Annotated in this window: 19 protein-coding genes; 6 read left to right on the top strand and 13 right to left on the bottom strand. The window is 65.3% G+C overall.

Annotated elements, in window-relative coordinates:
* Positions 1–12: 12 nt before the first annotated feature.
* Positions 13–1,374, bottom strand: a complete 1,362-nt coding sequence (locus RTI28_RS11080; protein WP_316920485.1) for a glutamine synthetase family protein — start codon at positions 1,372–1,374, stop codon at positions 13–15.
* A 602-nt stretch (positions 1,375–1,976) separates the two neighbouring features.
* On the opposite strand from RTI28_RS11080, the gene RTI28_RS11075 reads away from it, so the two are divergent.
* Positions 1,977–3,353: a glutamine synthetase family protein gene (locus tag RTI28_RS11075; protein ID WP_316920484.1), complete on the top strand. Its 1,377-nt coding sequence runs from the start codon at positions 1,977–1,979 to the stop codon at positions 3,351–3,353.
* A 75-nt stretch (positions 3,354–3,428) separates the two neighbouring features.
* Here the strand turns inward: RTI28_RS11075 and argA are convergent, their stop codons facing one another.
* Both argA and argE read right to left on the bottom strand, forming a co-directional pair.
* On the bottom strand, positions 3,429–4,727 hold the full coding sequence (gene argA / locus RTI28_RS11070) for an amino-acid N-acetyltransferase (RefSeq protein WP_042121107.1): 1,299 nt from the start codon (positions 4,725–4,727) through the stop codon (positions 3,429–3,431).
* A 117-nt stretch (positions 4,728–4,844) separates the two neighbouring features.
* Positions 4,845–6,002: an acetylornithine deacetylase gene (gene argE / locus RTI28_RS11065; RefSeq protein WP_316920483.1), complete on the bottom strand. Its 1,158-nt coding sequence runs from the start codon at positions 6,000–6,002 to the stop codon at positions 4,845–4,847.
* Positions 6,003–6,128: 126 nt separating this feature from the next.
* On the opposite strand from argE, the gene RTI28_RS11060 reads away from it, so the two are divergent.
* Positions 6,129–7,496: an inorganic triphosphatase gene (locus tag RTI28_RS11060; RefSeq protein ID WP_316920482.1), complete on the top strand. Its 1,368-nt coding sequence runs from the start codon at positions 6,129–6,131 to the stop codon at positions 7,494–7,496.
* Between the two features lie 38 nt (positions 7,497–7,534).
* On the opposite strand, the gene RTI28_RS11055 is transcribed toward RTI28_RS11060, so the two are convergent.
* The gene (locus tag RTI28_RS11055; protein ID WP_316920481.1) at positions 7,535–8,005 is read right to left on the bottom strand and encodes an Lrp/AsnC family transcriptional regulator; all 471 of its coding nucleotides are present in this window, start codon (positions 8,003–8,005) and stop codon (positions 7,535–7,537) included.
* Positions 8,006–8,131: 126 nt separating this feature from the next.
* Between RTI28_RS11055 and RTI28_RS11050 the strand changes: the two genes are divergently transcribed.
* Both RTI28_RS11050 and RTI28_RS11045 read left to right on the top strand, forming a co-directional pair.
* Complete coding sequence (locus RTI28_RS11050; protein WP_316920480.1) at positions 8,132–8,488, top strand: hypothetical protein; 357 nt, start codon at positions 8,132–8,134, stop codon at positions 8,486–8,488.
* A 63-nt stretch (positions 8,489–8,551) separates the two neighbouring features.
* Positions 8,552–10,207: a GspE/PulE family protein gene (locus RTI28_RS11045; RefSeq protein ID WP_316920479.1), complete on the top strand. Its 1,656-nt coding sequence runs from the start codon at positions 8,552–8,554 to the stop codon at positions 10,205–10,207.
* Positions 10,208–10,260: 53 nt separating this feature from the next.
* Here the strand turns inward: RTI28_RS11045 and gcvP are convergent, their stop codons facing one another.
* The 9 genes from gcvP to RTI28_RS11000 all read right to left on the bottom strand — a co-directional run bounded on the left by gcvP (position 10,261) and on the right by RTI28_RS11000 (position 22,119).
* Entirely contained in the window at positions 10,261–13,134 is a 2,874-nt protein-coding gene (gene gcvP / locus RTI28_RS11040; RefSeq protein WP_316920478.1) for an aminomethyl-transferring glycine dehydrogenase, read from the bottom strand.
* Between the two features lie 101 nt (positions 13,135–13,235).
* Entirely contained in the window at positions 13,236–13,619 is a 384-nt protein-coding gene (gene gcvH, locus RTI28_RS11035) for a glycine cleavage system protein GcvH (RefSeq protein ID WP_316920477.1), read from the bottom strand.
* Between the two features lie 47 nt (positions 13,620–13,666).
* Positions 13,667–14,749, bottom strand: a complete 1,083-nt coding sequence (gcvT, locus tag RTI28_RS11030; protein WP_316920476.1) for a glycine cleavage system aminomethyltransferase GcvT — start codon at positions 14,747–14,749, stop codon at positions 13,667–13,669.
* Between the two features lie 120 nt (positions 14,750–14,869).
* Positions 14,870–16,432, bottom strand: coding sequence for an iron ABC transporter permease (locus RTI28_RS11025; protein WP_316920516.1), 1,563 nt, complete (start codon positions 16,430–16,432; stop codon positions 14,870–14,872).
* Between the two features lie 210 nt (positions 16,433–16,642).
* Complete coding sequence (locus RTI28_RS11020) at positions 16,643–17,644, bottom strand: extracellular solute-binding protein (RefSeq protein WP_316920475.1); 1,002 nt, start codon at positions 17,642–17,644, stop codon at positions 16,643–16,645.
* A 105-nt stretch (positions 17,645–17,749) separates the two neighbouring features.
* A complete protein-coding gene (locus RTI28_RS11015) occupies positions 17,750–18,967 on the bottom strand; it encodes a 2-octaprenyl-3-methyl-6-methoxy-1,4-benzoquinol hydroxylase (RefSeq protein WP_316920515.1) in 1,218 nt (405 codons plus the stop codon).
* A 41-nt stretch (positions 18,968–19,008) separates the two neighbouring features.
* Positions 19,009–20,208, bottom strand: a complete 1,200-nt coding sequence (gene ubiH / locus RTI28_RS11010) for a 2-octaprenyl-6-methoxyphenyl hydroxylase (protein ID WP_316920474.1) — start codon at positions 20,206–20,208, stop codon at positions 19,009–19,011.
* Positions 20,205–21,545 (bottom strand): Xaa-Pro aminopeptidase, encoded by a 1,341-nt coding sequence (pepP, locus tag RTI28_RS11005; protein WP_316920473.1) that lies wholly within the window; start codon positions 21,543–21,545, stop codon positions 20,205–20,207. Before pepP ends, ubiH begins: the two co-directional genes overlap by 4 nt.
* Before the next feature lie 19 nt (positions 21,546–21,564).
* Positions 21,565–22,119, bottom strand: a complete 555-nt coding sequence (locus RTI28_RS11000) for a YecA family protein (protein WP_316920472.1) — start codon at positions 22,117–22,119, stop codon at positions 21,565–21,567.
* Positions 22,120–22,274: 155 nt separating this feature from the next.
* On the opposite strand from RTI28_RS11000, the gene RTI28_RS10995 reads away from it, so the two are divergent.
* The gene (locus RTI28_RS10995) at positions 22,275–22,484 is read left to right on the top strand and encodes a TIGR02449 family protein (protein WP_316920471.1); all 210 of its coding nucleotides are present in this window, start codon (positions 22,275–22,277) and stop codon (positions 22,482–22,484) included.
* Complete coding sequence (locus tag RTI28_RS10990; protein ID WP_042121087.1) at positions 22,481–22,798, top strand: cell division protein ZapA; 318 nt, start codon at positions 22,481–22,483, stop codon at positions 22,796–22,798. Before RTI28_RS10995 ends, RTI28_RS10990 begins: the two co-directional genes overlap by 4 nt.
* Positions 22,799–22,814 lie beyond the last annotated feature (16 nt).

Raw genomic sequence — 22,814 nt, 5'->3', positions numbered from 1 at the left:
CCCCGGGGTTTATCAGACCGCGAACAGCAGGAACTCGCGTTCCCAGGAGCTGATCACGCGCTTGAAGTTTTCATGCTCGGCGCGTTTGGTCGCGACGTAGCCGGCGATGAATTTCTTGCCCAGATAGGCCTCCAGCGCACGGCAGTTCTCCATGCGTTCCAGGGCGTCCTCGATGGTCAGCGGCAGGCGCAGGTTGCGCCGCTCGTAGCCACGACCCTGGACCGGTGCGCTGGCATTCACGCCCTCGACCATGCCGATGTAGCCGCACAGCAGGCTGGCGGCAATCGCCAGGTACGGGTTGGCGTCGGCGCCGGGCAGGCGGTTTTCCACACGACGGTTCTGCGGACCGGCATCCGGTACGCGCAGGCCGACGGTACGGTTTTCCTCGCCCCATTCCACGTTGACCGGCGCCGAGGTGTCGGGCAGGAAGCGGCGGAACGAGTTGACGTTGGGGGCGAACAGCGGCAGCACCTCGGGGATGAACTTCTGCAGTCCGCCGATGTGATAGAGGAACAGCTCGCTCATGCTGCCGTCTGCGTTGGAGAAGATGTTCTTCCCGGTCTTCACGTCGATGATGCTCTGGTGCAGGTGCATGGCGCTGCCCGGCTCGCCGGTCATCGGCTTGGCCATGAAGGTGGCGGCGACGTTGTGCTTGAGCGCGGCCTCGCGCATGGTGCGCTTGAACACCAGGATCTGATCGGCCAGGGACAGCGCGTTGCCATGACGGAAGTTGATTTCCATCTGCGCGGTGCCGTCCTCGTGGATCAGCGTGTCGAGATCGAGGTTCTGCAGTTCGCACCAGTCGTAGACGTCCTCGAACAGCGGGTCGAACTCGTTGGCAGCCTCGATGGAGAACGACTGGCGACCGGTTTCCGGGCGGCCGGAGCGGCCGATCGGCGGCTGCAGCGGGAAGTCCGGGTCTTCGCAGCGCTTGGTCAGGTAGAACTCCATCTCCGGCGCCACGATCGGCTGCCAGCCCTTGTCGGCATAGAGTTTCAGGACTTTCTTGAGCACGTTGCGCGGCGACAGCTCGACCGGGTTGCCCTTCTTGTCGTAGGTGTCGTGAATGACCTGGGCGGTCGGCTCGATGGCCCATGGCACGAGGAATACCGCGTTCTCGTCGGGACGGCAGACCATGTCGATGTCGGCCGGGTCGAGCAGCTCGTAATAGATGTCATCATCGACGTAGTCACCGGTCACCGTCTGCAGCAGGACGCTCTCGGGCAGACGCATGCCCTTTTCCGCGATGAACTTGTTGGTCGGCGAGATCTTGCCGCGGGTGATACCGGTCAGGTCGCTGATCAGACATTCGACTTCGGTGATCTTGTGCTCTTTCAGCCAATCGGTGAGCTGGTCGAGATTGCTGCTACTCATACATACCTCGGGAGGTAAATGCCTGGACTGTGGTCAGGACGCCCGCAACGGGCCGTCTCCAGCATTCTGGATGCCGCGCGGAGGCAAAGCAAAAGCCGCGCGGGAAGAATGCCGCTCCGGCATCCATCGGGATGCGGGGGAGCCGACTATAGTCATGAATGGCAGTATGAGAGGGTGAATCTTTCGGGAACACGTCGCCTTGGCCGTCAACTATTTTGGCCGGATTGAACGCTACGGGCAGGTAGCGATCGCTGCTCGCGAAAGTGGCGCTCAGGCCTGTCCAGACTGGACAGCCACGATCGCCGTTGATCGACAGGCGGAACATGTAACCCCCGGTATTATTGATGTTATGGGTTGCGACCGAGCTTAGCCTTGTTCATTTTTTTACACAACACCCCCGTAAAAAATAAAATACGGCTTTCATGTTCCAGCGCTTCGGCGACTAAAGCAGTCCTTGTCGACGCCCTCAATTGCAGCAAAAATGCCGCTCTGGTGCCTTTTTAGGGCATCATGGGCCTTGCTTGACTTCACTCGGGCTTTCCGTTTGACTGGGCTTGCAAGCCCCACTTGATTGATATTTTTAACAACAAAGGTGTTGCATCATGTCGGTACCCCCGCGTGCCGTTCAGCTTAACGAAGCGAACGCGTTCCTTAAGGAACATCCTGAGGTTCTCTACGTTGACCTTCTGATTGCAGATATGAATGGTGTGGTGCGTGGCAAGCGCATCGAGCGCACCAGCCTCCACAAGGTTTACGAGAAAGGCATCAACCTGCCCGCCTCCCTCTTCGCCCTGGATATCAACGGTTCCACCGTCGAAAGCACCGGTCTTGGCCTGGACATCGGCGATGCCGACCGGATCTGCTACCCAATCCCCGGCACCCTGTCCAACGAACCCTGGCAGAAGCGCCCCACCGCGCAACTGCTGATGACCATGCACGAACTCGAAGGCGAGCCGTTCTTCGCCGACCCGCGGGAAGTGCTGCGCCAGGTGGTGAGCAAGTTCGACGACCTGGGCCTGACCATCTGCGCCGCGTTCGAACTGGAGTTCTACCTGATCGACCAGGAAAACGTGAACGGCCGTCCGCAGCCGCCACGCTCGCCGATCTCCGGCAAACGTCCGCAATCGACCCAGGTCTACCTGATCGACGACCTCGACGAATACGTCGACTGCCTGCAGGACATCCTCGAAGGTGCGAAGGAACAGGGCATTCCCGCCGACGCCATCGTCAAGGAAAGCGCCCCGGCGCAGTTCGAAGTCAACCTGCACCATGTCGCCGATCCGCTGAAGGCCTGCGACTACGCGGTCCTGCTCAAGCGCCTGATCAAGAACATCGCCTACGACCATGAGATGGACACCACCTTCATGGCCAAGCCGTATCCGGGCCAGGCGGGCAATGGTCTGCACGTGCATATCTCGGTGCTGGACAAGGATGGCAAGAACATCTTCACCAGTGAGGATCCCGAGCAGAACGCCGCGCTGCGTCACGCGATCGGCGGTGTGCTCGAGACCCTGCCCGCCTCGATGGCGTTCCTCTGCCCGAACGTCAACTCGTACCGTCGTTTCGGTGCACAGTTCTATGTGCCGAACGCGCCGAGCTGGGGTCTGGACAACCGCACCGTGGCCCTGCGCGTACCGACCGGCACCGCCGATGCCGTGCGCATCGAGCACCGCGTGGCCGGCGCCGACGCCAACCCGTACCTGCTGATGGCCGCCGTGCTGGCGGGCGTGCATCACGGCCTGACCAACAAGGTCGAGCCGAGCACGCCGGTCGAAGGCAACGCCTACGAACAGGTCGAGCAGAGCCTGCCGAACAACCTGCGCGATGCCCTGCGCGAGTTGGACGACAGCGAGATCCTCAACAAGTACATCGATCCGAAGTACATCGACATCTTCGTCGCGTGCAAGGAGAGCGAGCTGGAGGAGTTCGAGCACTCCATCTCCGACCTCGAGTACAACTGGTACCTGCATACCGTGTAACTGAAAACGCCGCCTGATCAGGCGGCGTTTTTCATGGCTTCATCGCTGGCTTGCCAGCGATAGGGCCTTGGAGGACTACAAAGCCTTCTCGAAGATCTTCGAATTGCGCTGATAGTTGTACAACGACGCCCGCGCCGCCGGCAGCCGCTCCACCCCGCTCGGCACGAACCCGCGCTCGCGGAACCAGTGCGCCGTCCGGGTCGTCAGCACGAACAACGTCTTCAAGCCCATCTCCCGCGCCCGCGTCTCGATCCGCTCCAGCAGGTCATCCCCGCGTCCGCCGTGGCGATACTCCGGATTCACCGCCAGGCAGGCCAGCTCCCCGGCATCGGAATCGGCAATCGGATACAGCGCCGCGCAGGCGATGATGGTGCTTTCCCGCTCCACCACGCTGAACTGCTCGATCTCGCGCTCCAGCACCTCGCGGGAGCGCCGCACCAGGATGCCCTGCTCTTCCAGCGGGCTGATCAGCTCCAGCAGGCCGCCGACATCCTCGATCGCCGCCTCGCGCACCAGCTCGAACTGCTCCTGCGCCACCAGCGTACCGCCGCCCCCGCGGGTGAACAGTTCGTTGAGCAGCGCGCCATTCTCCACGTAGCTGACGATATGGCTGCGCGCCACACCACCACGGATCGCTTCCGCGGCGGCATCCAGCAATTCGCCCTGATAGTCGCTACCCAGGCGCTCCAGATGCGGCGCCACCTGCTGCGGGCGAATCTCCCGCACCAGCCGGCCACTGGCGTCCAGCAGGCCCGGTTCGGCACCGAACAGCAGCAGCTTGTCCGCCGCCAGCTCGATGGCGGCGCGGGTGGCGACGTCTTCGCAGGCCAGGTTGAAGATCTCGCCGGTGGGCGAGTAGCCCAGCGGCGACAGCAGCACGATGGAGCGCTCGTCCAGCAGGCGGTTGATACCCTTGCGATCGACCCGGCGCACCTCGCCGGTGTGGTGATAATCGACACCCTCGACGACCCCGATCGGCCGCGCGGTCACCAGGTTGCCCGAGGCCACCCGCAGGCGCGCGCCCTGCATCGGCGAATTGGCCATGTCCATCGACAGGCGCGCCTCGATGGCGATACGCAGTTGCCCCACGGCATCGATCACGCACTCCAGCGTCGCCGCGTCGGTGATGCGCAGGCCATGATGGTAATGGGCGCTCAGGCCACGCGCGGCGAGGCGGCTTTCGATCTGCGGACGGGAACCGTGCACCAGAACGAGGCGTACCCCGAGGCTGTGCAACAGCACCAGGTCGTGGACGATATTGCCGAAGTTGGGGTGTTCGACCCCGTCTCCCGGGAGCATGACCACGAAGGTGCAGTCCCGGTGGGCATTGATGTAGGGAGAAGCATGACGCAGCCAGTTGACGTATTCGGGCATGACCTGAGCCTGTAAGAGTTAAAACAAGAACGGAACGGCACACAGCGCTCGAAGGGTTATCGTCGCAGCAGGCAAGGCGTCACGCGCGTTCTCCTCTGGCAAGAAATGGGTTTTGTCTCAGCGGGCGATCGCCGGGCTGAGGCAGTAATGCTGGATCAGCTCACGCAACAGACGCACTGTAGGCGCCAGGCGTGACAGTTCCAGGTACTCGCCGGGCTGGTGGGCGCAGGCGATGTCGCCGGGGCCCAGGACCAGGGTCTCGCAGCCCAGGCGCTGAAGATAAGGCGCTTCGGTGCCGAAGGCTACTGCCGCGGCCGCATGACCGGTAAGACGTTCGGCCAGTTGCACCAGTTCCGCATCCGCGCTCTGCTCGAATGGCGGTACCTCGGGGAATAGCGGCGCGTAGTCGATCTTCACCTGATGCTGCTCGGCCAGCGGCGCCAGCTTGCCGCGGATCGCCGCGCGCAGCACCTGCGGATCCATGCCCGGCAGTGGCCGCAGATCGAACTCCAGGGCGCACTGGCCGCAGATGCGGTTGGGGTTGTCGCCACCATGGATGCAGCCGAAGTTCATCGTCGGTTGCGGCACCGTGAACTGGGCATTGTTGTACTCGCGCTGCCATTGCCGGCGCAGGTCCATCAGCTCGCCCATGACCTGGTGCATGGCTTCCAGGGCACTGTGCCCAAGGGACGGATCCGACGAATGGCCGCTGCGCCCGAGGATGTCGATGCGCTCCATCATCACGCCCTTGTGCAGGCGGATCGGCTTCAGCCCGGTCGGCTCGCCGATCACCGCGGCCCGTCCCAGCGGCCGTCCGGCCTCGGCCAGGGCGCGGGCGCCGGACATGGAGCTCTCCTCGTCGCAGGTCGCCAGAATCAGCAACGGCTGCCTGAACGGCTGGTCGAGCAGCGGCAGGACCGCCTCGATGATCAGCGGGAAGAAGCCCTTCATGTCGCACACCCCCAGGCCGATCCAGCGGTCGCCCTCTTCGCTGAGCGTCAGCGGGTCGCTTTTCCACAGCTGTGGATCGTACGGCACGGTATCGCTGTGCCCGGCCAGCACCAGGCCGCCGGGGCCGCTGCCGAAACTGGCGAGCAGGTTGAACTTGCCCGGGGTCACTTGCTGGATCTCGCAGGAGAACCCCAGGTCGCCGAGCCAGCCGGCGAGCAGGTCGATCACCGCGCGATTGGACTGGTCCAGATCCGGTTGGGTACAACTGACCGAAGGCGCCGCAATCAGCGCGGCGAACTGGTCCTTGAGCGATGGCAGCGGCATGCGCGTTCTCCTGGAAACGAATCCCATCATAGGGCCATCGGGCTGCATGAATAAACCGTCGGCGAGCGACTCCTGTACACTGCACGACCAAGACGTACCCCGCCCTTCCAGCCTGGTTACCCGGCAATGAATAAAGAAACCGAAATCAAACTGCGGATCAGCCGCGAGACCCTCGCCGCCCTGCGCGAACACCCGTTGCTGAAAAAGCGCAACAAGTCCGGCTGGCAGCAGCGCGAGCTGCTCAACCAGTACTTCGACACCCCGGAGCGCGATCTGTCCGCGGCCAAGGTCGCCCTGCGCCTGCGCCGTGACGGCGACGTAGTGATCCAAACCCTGAAAAGCCGTGGCAAGAGCGTCGCCGGCCTGTCCGAGCGCAACGAATTCCAGTGGGAGCTGGCGAAGGCCAAGCTGGACCTGAAGAAGCTCGACGACACCTGCTGGCCAGCCTCCCTGGCCGAGCTGGACAAGAAAACCATCAAGCCGCTGTTCACCACCGATTTCGTCCGTGAATTCGCCGATATCGCCTGGGGCCGTGGCAAGTCCAAGGTGGTCATCGAGGCGGCCCTGGACCTCGGTACCGTCAGCGCCGGCAAGCAGAAGGAAGAAATCTGCGAACTGGAGCTGGAACTGCGCGAAGGCGAGCCGGAAGCCCTGCTGGAACTGGCCGCCGAACTGGCCGCGAGCCTGCCGCTGTTCCCCTGCGACATCAGCAAGGCCGAGCGCGGCTACCGCCTGCTCGACCCGGCCAGCTACCACGTGAACCTGCCGGCGCCCGAGCTGAACGCGGAAATGTCCCTGGACGAGGCCTTCGCCGCCATCGCCTGGCACCTGCTCGCCAGCAGCCAGCGCCTCGCCGAACAGTTCCACCACACCGGCCACTGGCGCCTGCTGCAGGACTGGGTGCAGAACCTCGGCGAACTGCGTGCCCTGGCCAGCAGCCTCGGCCAGGCCGCGCCGCGCGCCACCACCCGCGAGCTGCGCAACGTGCTCGACGCCCTGCTGGAAGACTGGCGCACCCTGGTCCTGGCCGGCAACGACGACGAAGATGTACGTCGCGCCGCCCCCGAGCAGTTCGCCGACGAACTGCTGGACACCCGCTGGGGCCAGTTCTCCCTGGACACCTCGCGCTGGCTGCTGGCCCGCGGCTGGACCGCCGAACGCAACAAGCGCGGCGAGCGCCAGGGTGCAGCGCAACTGGCCAACTGGCTGAGCGTGGAACTGGGCGACGAAGCCAAGGCCCTGCAACTGCCGCTGTACCAGCAACAGCCGGAAGACCTCGCCGAGCAGTTGCCGCGCATCGAACGCCTGCTGGTCTGGCTGCACTATGCGCGCAACGTCCTGGAAGTGCCGGAACTGGACCGTCTGTACGGCGAGCTGGTCAAGCTGCAGCACCTGGCCAACCAGCCGATCAGCGACGAAGTCCTCGATGCCCGCGTGCAGCAGGCCTTCGCCGTTGCCCAATGCCGCGCCTGGAAACAGCTGACGCGCAAATAAGCCGGTTTGGGGCTGCGCTTGCGCGCGGTCCCAATGGCTTAACGCAAGACCGGCAGGCTGGTCGTGGACTTGATCTCCGACAACGCCACGGTCGAGTTGACCTCCTGGATCCCCGGCACCAGCGACAGCTTCTCGAAGAAGAAGCGCTCGTAGGCCTCGATATCCGGGGTGACGATGCGCAGCAGAAAATCCACCGCCCCCATCAGCACATAGCACTCCAGCACTTCCGGAAAACCGCGGATCGCCTCGGTGAACTCGGCGAAGTTGGAACGCCCGTGGGCGTTGAGTTTGACCTCGGCGAAAATCTGCGTGTTGAGGCCGATCTTCTTGCGGTCGAGCAGGGTCACCTGGGCGCGGATCACCCCTTCCTCCTTCAGCCGCTGGATGCGCCGCCAGCACGGCGATTGCGACAACCCCACCTTCTCGGCGATCTGCGCGCTGGACAGCGAGGCATCGTCCTGCAGCAGGGCCAGAATGCGGCGGTCATAGGCGTCCAGCTCGCTCTGCATGATTATTTCCCCTTATCGCCATCCAGCGAATTGAATGATTCGAAAAAATGCCACAGAGGCCAATGATAGGAAAACAATCTCCGCTTCGCCGTGCAAAGATTCCTGCATCGCTTTCGGAGATTTCCCATGACCGCACTCGAACGCACCGACCACTTCGCCGCCGCGCAACTGCAGGATGCCGACAGCATCGGCAGCGAAAACAACAAGGTGCGCTACCACTATCAACTGCAGGTCGAGCCGGAATCCGACAGCCTGTGCCGCATCCTCAATCTGTTCGCCCTGCAGTGCCTGCTGCCCCATGGCGTGCAGATGCGCCAGCAGGCCGATCTGCTGCAGGTGGAAATCGCCATCGATGGCCTGAGCTGGCACCGCGCACAGTTGATCGCCCAGAAGATGCGCAACCTGATCTGCGTCTGCGAAGTGGTGCTGCGCACCGCGCTGCTGTCCGGCGACGCACCGGGAAAAACCCTGCAACCCTTCTGAAGCGTCAGCCCGCGTCTGTGCGACTAGCCTTGGCAGCCTCGCCATTGCACAAGGACGTCGCACATGGATCGCCGCCTGGATCTGCTCCAGTTGCTCGACGCGCTGGTCGCCCAGCACCGTATCGCCCCCGACGCGCGCCAGCGCTGCACGGCTGACGCCGAGGGCACCCATCCCCTGGAAACCATCGCCCGCCAGCACCTGGAAGACCTGCGCCAGCCTGGCCAGGTATTCGACCTGGACCGCCTGTGCCAGTGGCTGGCGGAACAGGCGGAGCAACCGTTTCTTCGCCTCGACCCGCTGCAGATCGACCTCGCGGGCACCAGCGGCCTGATCTCCGCCGCCTTCGCCCGGCGCCACGGCATCCTCGCCGTGGCGCAGAGCGCCGACAGCGTCACCGTGGCCAGTGCCGAACCCTGGGTGCGCAGCTGGGAGGCGGACCTGAGCCAGGCGCTCAAACGCAAGGTGATCCGGGTGGTGGCCAGCCCGCTGCGGATTCGCCAGGTCAGCCAGGACTTCTTCCGCCTCGCCCGTTCGGTCAACGGCGCCAGCCAGCAGGAGGTGCCCACGGCGCCCGGCGGCAACCTGGAGCAACTGCTGGACCTGGGCGACGGCAAGCATGATGCCGACGACGCGCATATCGTCAGCATCGTCGACTGGCTGTTGCAGTACGCCTTCGAGCAGCGGGCCAGCGACATTCACCTCGAACCGCGCCGCGACCAGGGCCACCTGCGCCTGCGCATCGATGGCGTGCTGCACGGCGTCTATGCCTTTCCGGCGGCAGTGGCCCTGGCCATCACCAGTCGCCTGAAGAACCTCGGGCGCATGAATGTCGCGGAACGACGCCGGCCGCAGGACGGCCGGATCAAGACCCGCACACCGACCGGCGAGGAAGTGGAGTTGCGCCTGTCGACGCTGCCCACCACGTTCGGCGAGAAACTGGTCATGCGCATCTTCGACCCGCGGCTGCTACGCCAGGATTGCCAGGCCCTGGGCTTCGAGGACGACCAGTTGCGGCGCTGGCAGAACATGCTGCGACGGCCCCACGGCATCATCCTGGTCACCGGCCCGACCGGCTCGGGCAAGACCAGCACCCTGTACAGCGCGCTCAAGCAACTGGCGACGTCGCGGGTCAATGTCTGCACGCTGGAGGACCCGATCGAGATGGTCGAGCCGGCCTTCAACCAGACCCAGGTCCATCCGGGTATCGGCCTGGACTTCGCCAGTGGCGTGCGCGCCCTGCTGCGCCAGGACCCGGACATCATCATGATCGGCGAGATTCGCGACCTGGAAACCGCGCAGGTCGCCATCCAGGCCGCGCTGACCGGGCACCTGGTGCTGTCCAGCGCGCATACCAGCGATGCCTGCGGGGCGATCGGCCGGTTGCTGGAGCTGGGCGTTGCGCAGTACCTGATCAAGGCGACGCTGGTCGGGGTGGTGGCGCAACGGCTGGTGCGGACCCTCTGCTGCGCGTGCAAGTCGGCGAACGGCGCGGTGGGCTGTCGGGAATGCCGGCAGACCGGCTATCGCGGGCGGACCGGGGTGTACGAGGTGCTGGAGCTCGATGACCAACTGCGCGAGTTGATCGGGGTTGAGTGCGACGTGCAGGCAATGCGCAAGCGGGCCCGGAGCCTTGGCATGGAGGGACTGCGCGAGGTTGCCGAACGCAAGGTCGCGGCGGGGATCACGACGATGAGCGAGGTGGACCTGCTTTCCACATGACCCTGCGGGAGCGGATAAATCCGCTCCCACACCAATCAAGTCACGATCCAACCTCAGCGATAATCCTCCACCGGCACACAGGCACAGAACAGATTGCGGTCGCCATACACATTGTCCACCCGGTTCACCGCCGGCCAGTACTTGTGCGCCCGGGCATGGGCGCTCGGCGCCACCGCCTGTTCCAGGCTGTAGGGTCGGTCCCACACCCCCAGCACGTCCTCCAGGGTATGCGGCGCCCGTTTCAGCGGGTTGTCCTCCGCCGACCAGTTGCCATTCTGCACCTCGGCGATTTCCGCGCGAATGCTCAGCATCGCCTCGACGAAGCGGTCCAGTTCGGCCTTGGGCTCGCTTTCCGTGGGCTCGACCATCAAGGTGCCCGGCACCGGGAAGGACATGGTCGGCGCATGGAAGCCATAGTCCATCAGGCGCTTGGCCACGTCCTCTTCGCTGATCCCGGTCTGCGCCTTGAGCGGCCGCAGGTCGAGGATGCATTCGTGCGCGACCCGCTCGTTGCGGCCGCGATACAGCACCGGAAACGCGCCGCCCAGACGCTCGGCCAGGTAGTTGGCGGAGAGGATCGCCACCTCGCTGGCATCCGCCAGTTGCGGCCCCATCATGGCGATGTACATCCAACTGATCGGCAGAATGCTCGCACTGCCCCAGGGCGCGGCGCTGACCGCGGTGTTCTGCGGATCCGGTCCCGGCACCGGGACCACCGGGTGGCTGGCGACGAACGGCGCCAGGTGCGCCCGCACACCGATCGGACCCATGCCCGGCCCGCCGCCACCATGAGGAATGCAGAAGGTCTTGTGCAGGTTCATGTGCGAGACGTCGGCACCGATATCCGCCGGCCGTGCCAGGCCGACCTGGGCATTGAGGTTGGCGCCATCCATGTAGACCTGGCCGCCATGGCTGTGGATAACCTCGCAGATCTCGCTGATACCCTCCTCGTACACGCCATGGGTCGAGGGATAGGTCGCCATCAGGCAGGACAAGCGCTCGCCGGCCTCCCTGGCCTTGGCCTTGAGGTCTTCGAGATCGACGTTGCCGGCCGTGTCGCAGGCAACGATCACCACCTGCATCCCGGCCATCTGCGCCGAAGCCGGGTTGGTGCCGTGGGCCGAGGCGGGAATCAGGCAGATGTCCCGCTGCCCCTGCTGGCGGCTCTGGTGGTATTTGCGAATCGCCAGCAACCCGGCGTATTCGCCCTGGGCACCGGAATTGGGCTGCATGCAGATGGCATCGAAACCGGTGATCGCGCACAGCCAGCTTTCCAGTTCGTCGATCAGGGCCTTGTAACCCGTGGCCTGCGCCAGCGGAACGAAGGGATGCAGGTCGGCGAACCCGGGCCAGGTGATCGGGATCATTTCGCTGCTGGCATTCAGCTTCATGGTGCAGGAGCCCAGCGGGATCATCGACTGGTTCAGGGCCAGGTCCTTGTTCTCCAACTGCTTGAGGTAGCGCAGCATCTCGGTTTCGCTGTGGTGCAGGTTGAACACCGGGTGGGTCAGGTAGTCCGAGCGGCGCAACAGGGCGTCCGGGATGCCGGCGGGCAGCGCCTCGCCGTCCAGGTCCTCGACCCGCAGCGCGTGATCGACCCCGAGGAAGATATCGAACAGGCGCAGCACGGTGCTTTCGTCGCTGGTCTCGTCGAGGCTCACGCCCAGATGGCCCCGGCCAAGGATGCGCAGGTTGATCCGCGCGGCTTCGGCGCTCTGGATGATCGCGGTCTGGCTGCCACCGACGTCCAGGGTCAGGGTGTCGAAGAAGTGTCGATTGAGGCGTTTGATGCCGTTGCGCTCGAGGCCGGCGGCAAGCAGGGTGGTCAGCCGGTGCACGCGCTGGGCGATGCGGCGCAGGCCGTCCGGTCCGTGATAGACCGCGTAGAAGCCGGCGATATTGGCCAGCAGGACCTGCGCGGTGCAGATGTTCGAGTTGGCCTTCTCGCGGCGGATATGCTGCTCGCGGGTCTGCAGGGCCATGCGCAGCGCCAGGTTGCCGCGGGCGTCCTTCGAGACGCCGATGATGCGCCCGGGCATGGCCCGCTTGAATTCGTCGCGGCAGGCGAAGTAGGCCGCATGCGGACCGCCGTAGCCCATCGGCACGCCGAAGCGCTGCGACGAACCGAGCACCACGTCGGCGCCCTGCTCGCCCGGCGGCGTCAACAGCAGCAGGCTGAGCAGGTCGGCGGCGACACAGGCGATGGCCTGCTGGCTGTGCAGGTGCGCGATCGCGGGACGCAGGTCATGCACGCCGCCATGGGTATTCGGGTAGTGCAGCAGGGCGCCGAACACCTGGTGCTGGTCCAGGTTATCCAGCGAATCCACCACCAGTTCGAAGCCGAAGCCCTCGGCACGGGTCTGCAGCACCGACAGGGTCTGCGGATGGCAGTGCTCGTCGGCGAAGAAACGGTTGCTGCGCGATTTGCTCACCCGCTTGGCCAGGGCCATGGCTTCGCCGGCGGCGGTGGCTTCGTCCAGCAGCGAGGCATTGGCCAGGTCGAGGCCGGTCAGGTCGATGACCATCTGCTGGAAGTTCAGCAAGGCTTCCAGGCGGCCCTGGGCAATTTCCGGCTGATAGGGCGTGTAGGCGGTGTACCAGCCCGGGTTTTCCAGGACGTTGCGCAGGATCACCGTGGGCGTGCGGGTCGCGTGGTAGCCCATGCCGATCAGGCTGGTCCAGCGCTCGTTCTGCTCGGCGTAGCCACGCAGCTTCTCCAGCGCGGCCTGCTCATCGAGGGCGGGGGGCAGATCCAGAAGGCGATTGAAGCGAATGCCGGGCGGCACGGTCTGTTCGATCAGCTCGGTCCGGCTGGCGACGCCAAGGGCTTCGAGCATGGCCTGCTGCTCGGCGGCATCGGGGCCGAGGTGGCGGCGCAGGAACGGATTGGGGTCGTGCAGTTGGCTCAGGGACGGCAACAAGGACATAGCGGCTCTCTCTTCCTAGACCAAGCCCCGATGGGTGTCGGAGCCATTAGAGTCTAGGAAGGGATTACCGATCGCGTCGGAAAAATACGCGAGGTAGGGTCTTACTCGCCGATGGCGGCCTGGTAGCCGGCGGCGTCCAGCAGCTTGTCCAGCTCGGACGGATTGGCTGGTTTCAGCTTGAAGATCCACGAATCGTAAGGTTCTTCGTTGAGCAGCTCAGGGCTGTCGGCCAGCTCTTCGTTGACCGCGATGACCTCGCCGGAGACCGGGGCGTAGATGTCCGAAGCGGCCTTCACCGACTCGACCACACCCGCGGCGTCGCCCGCGGCGAACACCTTGCCGACTTCGGCCAGCTCGACGAACACCACGTCACCCAGGGCTTGCTGGGCGTGATCGCTGATACCCACGGTGACCGTACCATCGGCCTCCAGCCGGGCCCATTCATGGCTCTCGGCGTAACGCAGGTCGGCGGGAACATTGCTCATAGTTGTCTTTCCTCAACAGGTCAGCGGTCGGCCCGCCGGAATGGATGTCAGATCAGGATCCTGCCATGACGCACGAACGTCGGCTTGACCACACGTACGGGGTACCACTTGCCGCGGATTTCCACTTCGGCCCGGTCGGCGGTCGCCATCGGAAGGCGCGCCAGAGCGATAGCCTTGCTCAGCGTAGGTGAGAAACTACCACTGGTAATCTCTCCTTCGCCAATTTCCGCTACACGAACGACCTGGTGGGCGCGCAGAACGCCGCGCTCTTCCAGCACCAGGCCGACCAGTTTCAGCGAAATACCGCGGTCTTTCTCGGCCTGCAGCGCCGCACGCCCGATGAAATCCCGCTCGGCGGGCTCCCAGGCGATGCTCCAGCCCAGGTTCGAGGTCAGCGGCGAATGGGCTTCGTCGATATCGTTGCCGTACAGGTTCATCCCGGCCTCGAGCCGCAGGGTGTCGCGTGCGCCAAGGCCGCTGGGAGCGATGCCGGCACCGACCAGGTCGTTGAAGAAGGCTGGCGCCTGCAACGCCGGGAGGATGATTTCCAGGCCGTCTTCACCGGTGTAGCCGGTGCGGGCGATGAACCAGTCGCCTTCGAAGCGGCCTTCGAACGGCTTCAGTTCGCGGATCAGCGCGGCACGGGAGGCACTGAGCAGTTCGGCGACCTTTTCCCGCGCCTGCGGGCCCTGGATGGCGAGGATCGCCAGCTCCGGGCGCTCGCGGAACTGCACCTCGAAGCCACTGCGGTGCGCTTCGAGCCAGGCCAGGACCTTGTCGCGGGTAGCAGCGTTGACCACCACCCGGTAACCGTCGTCGAGACGGTAGGCGATGAGGTCGTCGATCACCCCGCCGTGTTCGTTCAGCAGGGTGCTGTAGAGGGCCTTGCCGCTCTCGTCGAGGCGGGCGACGTCGTTGGCCAGCAGATGACGCAACCAGTCACCGGCATCGACACCGTCGATGTCGATCACGGTCATGTGCGATACGTCGAAGACTCCGCAGTCGCGGCGCACCTGGTGGTGTTCCTCGACTTGCGAACCGTAATGCAGGGGCATATCCCAACCGCCAAAATCGACCATCTTGGCGCCCAGCGCCAGGTGAAGGTCATACAGAGGCGTACGCTGTCCCATGGGTTTCTCCTTCCGGGCGTGGCGAGGCTACGGCTGATGGCAGCGTTTCGGCTACCTGGCCAGGGGCCGGCCGCAGCGAATGCCGCGCATTGTATCCGCAAGGAGGCCGGGTGGCATCCGTCAGTGACTTTGACCAGGGTGACGAGCGGAGCGCCGTATCAGCCCGATGACCGGTAGCAGACCGACCAGCACCAGGGTCAGGGCCGGCAGCGAAGCCCGTGCCCACTCGCCCTCGCTGGTCATCTCGAACACCCGCACCGCCAGGGTGTCCCAGCCGAACGGGCGCATCAGCAGGGTCGCCGGCATTTCCTTGAGCACATCGACGAAGACCAGCAACGCCGCACTCAGAGCCCCCGGGACCAGCAGGGGGAGATACACCTTGAAAAACAAACCGGGCCCACTGACCCCCAGGCTGCGTGCCGCTTCCGGCAGTGACGGGCGGATGCGCCCGAGGCTGTTTTCCAGCGGTCCGAAGGCCACGGCGATGAAGCGCACCAGATAGGCCAGCAGCAACGCCGCGAGACTACCGAGCAACAGCGGTTTGCCGGCCCCGCCGAGCCAGCCGGAAAGCGGAATCACCAGTTCGCGATCGAGGTAACTGAACGCCAGCATGATCGCCACCGCCAGCACCGAGCCGGGCAGCGCGTAACCGAGATTGGCCAGGCTGACCCCGGCGCGGATCGCCGGTGCCGAGGACTGGCGCCGGGCGAAGGCCAGCACCAGCGCAACGCCGACCGTGAGCAGCGCGGCGGCGCCGCCGAGGTAGAGGGTGTGCAGGATCAGCGCGGTGTAGCGCTCGTCGAGGTCGAAGCGACCGCGCTGCCAGAACCAGGCCAGCAGTTGCAGCACCGGCACGACGAACGCGCAGGCAAACACCAGCAGGCACCAGCCACTGGCAGCAGCGGCCTTGATCCCGCGCAGGTGATACAGCGCCTTGCCGCGCGGTCGCTCGTTGCTGCTGCGCACCGCACCACGGGCACGGCGCTCGCCGTAGAGCACCAACATCACCGCGAGCAACAGCAGGCTGGCCAGTTGCGCAGCGCTGGACAGGCTGAAGAAGCCGTACCAGGTCTTGTAGATGGCAGTGGTGAAGGTGTCGAAGTTGAACACCGAGACCGCACCGAAATCGGCCAGGGTCTCCATCAGCGCCAGCGCCAGACCCGCCAGGATCGCCGGCCGCGCCATCGGCAGGCCAACGCGCCAGAACGCCTGCAGCGGCGATTGCCCGAGCACCCGCGCCGCCTCCATCAGGCCCTTGCCCTGGGCCAGGAAGGCGTTGCGCGCCAACAGATAGACATACGGATAGAACACCAGCACCAGGACGACGATGACCCCACCTGTGGAACGCACCCGCGGCAGGCGCATCGGCCCGAACCACTCGCGCAGCAGGGTCTGCACCGGTCCGGAGAAGTCCAGCAGGCCGACGAAGACGAAGGCCAGCACGTAGGCGGGAATGGCGAACGGCAGCATCAGCGCCCAGTCCAGCCAGCGGCGTCCGGGGAATTCGCAGAGGCTGGTGAGCCAGGCCAGGCTGACGCCGATCAGCGTCACACCGACACCGACACCGAGCACCAGGGTCAGGGTATTGCCCAGCAGACGGCTCATCTGGGTATCGAACAGATGCGACCAGATCTGCTGGTCGATGCTCTGCCAGGACAGCAGCAGCACGCTGAGGGGCAGCATCACCAGCGCGGCGACGGCGAAGACCAGGGGATACCAGCGGCGTTGGGTGGGGCGGGGCAAGGGTTGGGTCTCGAAGGGTGTGATGTGTTTGAGGGCCTCCTCGCGGGCAACGCCCGTTCCCACAGGGGCCGCGTACACCGCGAAACCTGTGGGAACGGGCGTTGCCCGCGAGGAGGCCCTCAAAGGCCCGGCAAGGATAAGGGCTGAGCCTTAGTTCCAGCCAGCCCGATCCATCAGGCGAATCGCTTCAGCCTGACGCTTGCCGGCAACTTCCACCGGCAGGGTGTCGGCCTTGAAGCTGCCCCAGGCCGCGACTTCCTCGGACGGCGCGACTTTCGGGTTGGCCGGGAACTCCTGGTTGATGCCGGCGAACATCTTCTGCGCCTCTTCGCCGGTCATCCATTCCACCAGCGCCTTGGCCGCCTCTGGATGCGGCGCATGCCTGGTCAGACCGATGCCGGACAGGTTGACGTGAACCCCGCGGTCGCCCTGGTTCGGCCAGAACAGCTTGACCGGCAGCTTGGGGTTGGCCTGGTGCAGACGCCCGTAGTAGTAGGTGTTGACGATGCCGACATCGCACTGGCCGGCGGCGATGGCATTGACCACCGAGTTGTCGTCGGAGAACACGTCGGTGGACAGGTTGTTGACCCAGCCCTTGACCAGTTCTTCGGTCTTCGCCTCGCCGTGGGTCTCGATCAGGGTAGCGGTCAGCGACTGGTTGTAGACCTTCTTCGCCGTGCGCAGGCACAGGCGGCCTTCCCACTGCTTGTCGGCCAGGGCTTCGTAGGTGCTCAGGTCCTGCGGCTTGACCCGCTCGGTGGAGTAGACGATGGTCCGCGCGCGCAGGCTCAGGCCGGTCCAGTCATGGGAGGACGCGCGGTATTGCGGCGGGATGTTGGCATCGATCACGGCGGACTTGATCGGTTGCAGGATGCCCATCTGCTCGGCCTGCCAGAGGTTGCCGGCATCGACGGTGAGCAGCAGGTCGGCCACGCCGTTCTCGCCCTCGGCCTTGATCCGCTGCATCAGCGGGGCTTCCTTGTCGGTGATGAACTTGATCTTCACCCCGGTCTTGGCGGTATAGGCGTCGAATACCGGCTTGATCAGCTCGTCGATGCGCGAGGAGTACACCACCACTTCGTCCGCCGCCTGGGCAGCACCGCCGAACAGGGTGAGGGTCAGGGCAGCGAGTAAATGCTTGCGTGGCGACATCGGTAGCGCTCCTCGGTATCGAAATAAGGCGCAAATGGTAGTTAATGTCATTTGCAACCACAAACCGAACGCCCGACCGAGGCGTTACCAGATGTTGCCAAACGCTCAGGCCTTGGCCAGCTCCGGCAGATCGCCGCTCAGCCCGAGGGCCTGGCGAACGAACAGCGCCTTGGCCTCGGGCATCTGCTCGACCCATTTCAGGCCGCTGTTGCGCAGCCAGCGCAGCGGCAGGGGATCGGCCTGGAACAGGCGCTCGAAGCCTTCCATCGCCGCCATCAGCGCCAGGTTGTGCGGCATGCGCCGGCGCTCGAAACGGCTCAGCACGCGCACATCGGCCAGGCGCTCGCCACGCTCGCAGGCCGCCTGCAGGACTTCGGCGAGCACCGCGGCATCGAGGAAGCCAAGATTGACGCCCTGCCCGGCCAGCGGGTGGATGGTGTGCGCGGCATCGCCGATCAGCGCCAGGCCCTCGGCCACGTAGCGTTTGGCGTGGCGCTGGCGCAGCGGCACGCAGAGCCGCGGATCGGCAGCGAGCACCTCGCCCAGACGCCCCTCGAAGGCCCGTTCGAGCTCGGCGCAGAAGGCCTCGTCCGGCAATGCCATGAGCCGTTCGGCCTGCTCCGGGGTGGTCGACCAGACGATCGAGCACCAGTCCTGCTGGCCATCGCGCAGCAGCGGCAGGAAGGCCAGCGGGCCGTCGTCGGTGAAGCGTTGCCAGGCCGTGGCCTGGTGCGGCCGGGCACAACGCACGCTGGTGACGATGGCGTGGTGCAGGTAATCCCATTCGCGGGTTTCGCAACCGGTCAGGCGGCGCACCGCGGAGTTGGCGCCGTCGGCGGCGACCACCAGCGGCGCGCGCAGGTTGCGGCCGTCGGCAAGGGTCAGCAGCCATTCGTCACCGGAGCGGCGCATGCGCTCCAGGCGGGCATTGGCCAACAGGCCGATCTCGCTGTCGTGCAGACGCTCCAGCAGGCCGTCCTGGATCACACGGTTCTCGACGATATGGCCCAGCACCTCGGCATGCACGCTGGCCGCCGAGAAGTGAATCTGCCCGGTGCCGCTGCCGTCCCAGACATGCATGTCCGAGTACGGGCTGGCGCGGCGCGCGCTGATGCCCTGCCAGGCCCCGAGGCGCTCGAGAATGCGCTGGCTGGCCGCCGACAGGGCGCTGACCCGCGGCTCGAACGGCGCCTCGGCGTCGAAGCGCTGCACCGACAGCGGGCTGCCGTCGAGCAGGAGAATTTCCAGGCCGCTGTGCTGCAAGGCCAGGGCCAGGGCGCTACCGACCATACCGGCACCGACAATCAACAGATCCGCGCGCATGTCCATGCTTCAAGCCTGTTCCACGTAGAAGAAAGAAGGGGTCATGCCTTGCCCTGGAGGTCGGGGCGAGTGCCCAGGCCCATGGCCTGGCGGGCGAACCAGCGCTTGGCCGGGGGCAGCAGGTCGAGGCCGAGCAGACCGAGGTTGCGCCCGGTGGCGACGAGCGGCTGGGCGGTGCCGAACAGGCGGGTGACCTTGTCGGAGAAGCCGACGGTGAGGTCCTGGTCCAGGCGCTGGCGCTCGCGATAGGCGCGCAGGGTGGCGAAGTCGCCTGGCGTATCCGGTCCTGCCAGCAGCCCGTCGGCCAGCGATTGCACATCGCGCAGCGACAGGTTGAAACCCTGCCCGGCGATCGGGTGCAGGCTGTGGGCGGCATTGCCCAGCACCACCAGATGCGGGCGAATCTGCTCCTCGGCTTCCACCAGCGACAGCGGGTACAAGTGCCGGGCGCCGACCTGGCGCAACGCGCCGAGACGATAGCCGAATACGCCCTGCAACTCGTCGAGGAAACTGCGCTCGTCCAGCTCGGCGAGGCGCCTGGCGTCCATCCCGGCACGGGTCCAGACCAGCGCGCAGCGGTTTTCCGGCAGCGGCAGCAGGGCCATCGGGCCATCGTCGGTGAAGCGCTCGAAGGCCTGGCCGCAATGGGCCTCGCCCGGGGTGATGTTGGCGATCAGCGCGCTCTGGTTGTAAGGGCGCTGGCGGACATGAATGCCCAGTTGCTCGCGCAGGCCGGAACGGCCGCCATCGGCGAGCACGGCGAGGTCGCAGTCGACCATGGTTTCATCGTTGAGGGACAGCCGGTAACCGTCCTCCAGCGGCTGCATCGCGGTGACTTCCGCCGGGCAGCGCCAGCTCACCACTTCGGCGTCGAGGCCTTGCCACAGGCACTGGCCGAGCCAGGCGTTCTCCACCACGTACCCCAGCGCCGGCACGCCTTCCTCCAGCGCGTCGAGACGGGTGGCGCCGAAGCGGCCCCGGTCGGACACCTGGATCTGGCGGATCGGCTCGGCGCGGCGGCTGATGCTCTGCCACAGCCCCAGGCGCTCGTAGATCTGCCGGGTGCCGAAGGACAGCGCCGAGGAACGCGCATCGTAGCTGGGCTGGAAGCTGTCGCCAGGCGCGAACGGCTCGATCAGCAGGATCTTCCAGCCGCGGGCGCGGGCACCGGCCTGCAAGGCCAGGGCGAGGCTGGCGCCGACCAGGCCGCCACCGATGATTGCCAGATTGACCCGGTTCATGCGGCCTGGCTTCTCGCCGCCGCCATCAGCGCCTCGATCTCGGCGACCGTCTTCGGTACGCCGGCGCTGAGGATTTCACAGCCGTTTCGGGTTACCACTACGTCATCCTCGATTCGTACACCGATACCACGCCATTTCCGGGCGACGTTCTGGTTGTCCGCGGCGATATAGATGCCTGGCTCGACCGTCAGGGTCATGCCCGCTTCGAGCACGCGCCACTGGCCGCCGACCTTGTACTCGCCGACGTCATGTACATCCATGCCCAGCCAGTGTCCGGCACGGTGCATGTAGAAGGCCCGATAGGCCTCGCTTTCGATCAGTTCGTCCACGACCCCTTCGAGCAGGCCCAGCTCCACCAGGCCCGCGGTGATCACGCGCACCGTCGCCTCGTGGGCGTGATTCCAGTGTTTGCCCGGGGCGATCTCGGCGAAGGCCGCTTCCTGGGCCTTGAGCACCAGCTCGTAGATCGCTTTCTGCTCCGCCGAGAACACGCCGCTGACCGGGAAAGTACGGGTGATGTCGCTGGCGTAGCAGTCGATCTCGCAACCGGCGTCGATCAACACCAGGTCGCCATCCTTCAGCACCGCGTCGTTCTGCTGGTAGTGGAGGATGCAGCTGTTGCGTCCGGCGGCGACGATCGAGCCATAGGCCGGCATCTTCGCCCCGCCCTTGCGAAACGCATAGTCCAGCTCGGCTTCCAGGCTGAACTCGTGCAGGCCCGCCCGGCAGGCCTGCATGGCGCGGACATGGGCGCCCGCGGAAATGGCCGCGGCCTCGCGCATCACCTTCACTTCCGCTGCCGATTTATACAGGCGCATATCGTGCAGCAGATGATCCAGGGCAACGAATTCGTTCGGTGGCGAAGCGCCCATGCGCGCTTTGGAACGGATCACATTGATCCAGTCCATCAGCCGCCGGTCGAACTCGGCATTGCTGCCCATCGCCGAGTAGACGCGGTCGCGCCCCTCGATCAGGCCGGGGAGGATGTCGTCGATATCGCCGATGGGGAAGGCATCGTCGGCGCCGAAGTCGCGTACTGCGCCTTCCTGGCCGGCGCGCAGACCGTCCCATTGTTCCCGTTCGGGGTTGCGCTCGCGGCAGAACAGCACGTACTCGCCGTGCTCGCGCCCGGGGATCAGGGCGATCACCGCCTCGGGCTCGGGGAAACCGCTGAGGTACTGGAAGTCGCTGTCCTGGCGATAGACGTGCTCGACGTCACGGTTGCGAATGACAACCGCGGCCGCCGGCAGGATGGCGATGCTGTTGGGTTCCATCTGCGCCATCAGCGCCTTGCGGCGACGGGCGTATTCCGCTTTCGGGATATGGGTGACTGCCACGGGGAACCCCTGTTCGGCCTCAGTGCAAGGAAGGTTTGGCGGCGGGCGCGACCGGTTTGCCCAGCTCCGTGTAGAGCAGCAGCGGTGCGACGCGCAGGTACTCCATCACTTCCATATAGTCGCTTTCGCCGTCTTCGGATTCTTCTAGGGCGTCCTGGACCTGGGAAATCGCGCTCAGGTCCTGCAGCACTTCGTTGACTTCACCGCTCAGGTCCTTGCCGCCGGCGTTCAGGCCGAAACCGCTGAGGAAGCCCTGGCACCACTGGCCCAGCGCGGTGGCGCGCTCGGTCAGCGGCTGGTCGTCGCCCGGCAGGAGCAGGACGATGGTGATATCTTCGCCAGTCAGCTCGGCCTTGACCATTTCCTGCAGACCGATCAAAGCGCTGCGCACGTTGTCTACTGGTTCGGTTTCCAGCAACTGGGCGGCATCGGCCAGCCAGCCGTCGACATCGAAGCCGGCGCCCGCGCAGCTGCGACCGAGCAGCAGGCCATGCAGCTCGGCGGGGGAAACAGGATGACCGTTGCTGTTGAGCAGGGTGGCGAAGGCGGTGTACGGCGAATTGGTAGTAGGCATGGGCAACTAGGCGCCAGACGGCGCAATGACTAGAATGAAGGCCTTGTATCCTAGCACCGGCAGGCGCGCCAAGACCATCGACGCGGGCAATTCCGGTCGCGCAGGACGCGGGATCCCGGGCTGTCGGACGGTCGGACCGAATCGAGTGGCGAGCAATGCAAGAAAACGAGCTGCAAACGCTGAAGAGCCGACTCGAACTGCTGATTGAGCGGGTCGAGCAACTAAAACGGCAAAACGCACTCCTATCCGTGCAGGAAAAATCCTGGCGCGAGGAGCGTGCCCATCTCATCGAAAAAAACGAAATCGCGCGACAGAAAGTCGAATCGATGATTTCGCGGCTCAAGGCCCTGGAGCAAGACTCATGAGTTCACCGAACAACGTCACCGTGCAGATCCTCGACAAAGAGTATTCGATCATCTGCCCGCCGGAAGAGCGCAGCAACCTGATCAGCGCCGCCCGCTACCTGGACGGCAAGATGCGCGAGATCCGCAGCAGCGGCAAGGTGATCGGCGCCGACCGCATCGCGGTGATGGCGGCACTCAACATCACCCACGACCTGCTGCACAACCAGGAGCGCCCGGACGCGCAAAGCGGCGGCGCCACCCGCGAACAGGTGCGCGACCTGCTGGACCGCGTGGACCAGGCCCTGGCCGACGACGCAGATACAAAAAGCAACTAAGTTTCTGTATACTCCG

Source organism: Pseudomonas sp. zfem002 (genome assembly GCF_032621685.1).
In the GTDB taxonomy this organism is placed as follows: Bacteria; Pseudomonadota; Gammaproteobacteria; order Pseudomonadales; family Pseudomonadaceae; genus Aquipseudomonas; species Aquipseudomonas japonica.
The sequence above is the reverse complement of the archived record's forward strand: the minus strand, read 5'-3'. Positions and strand labels throughout refer to the sequence as shown.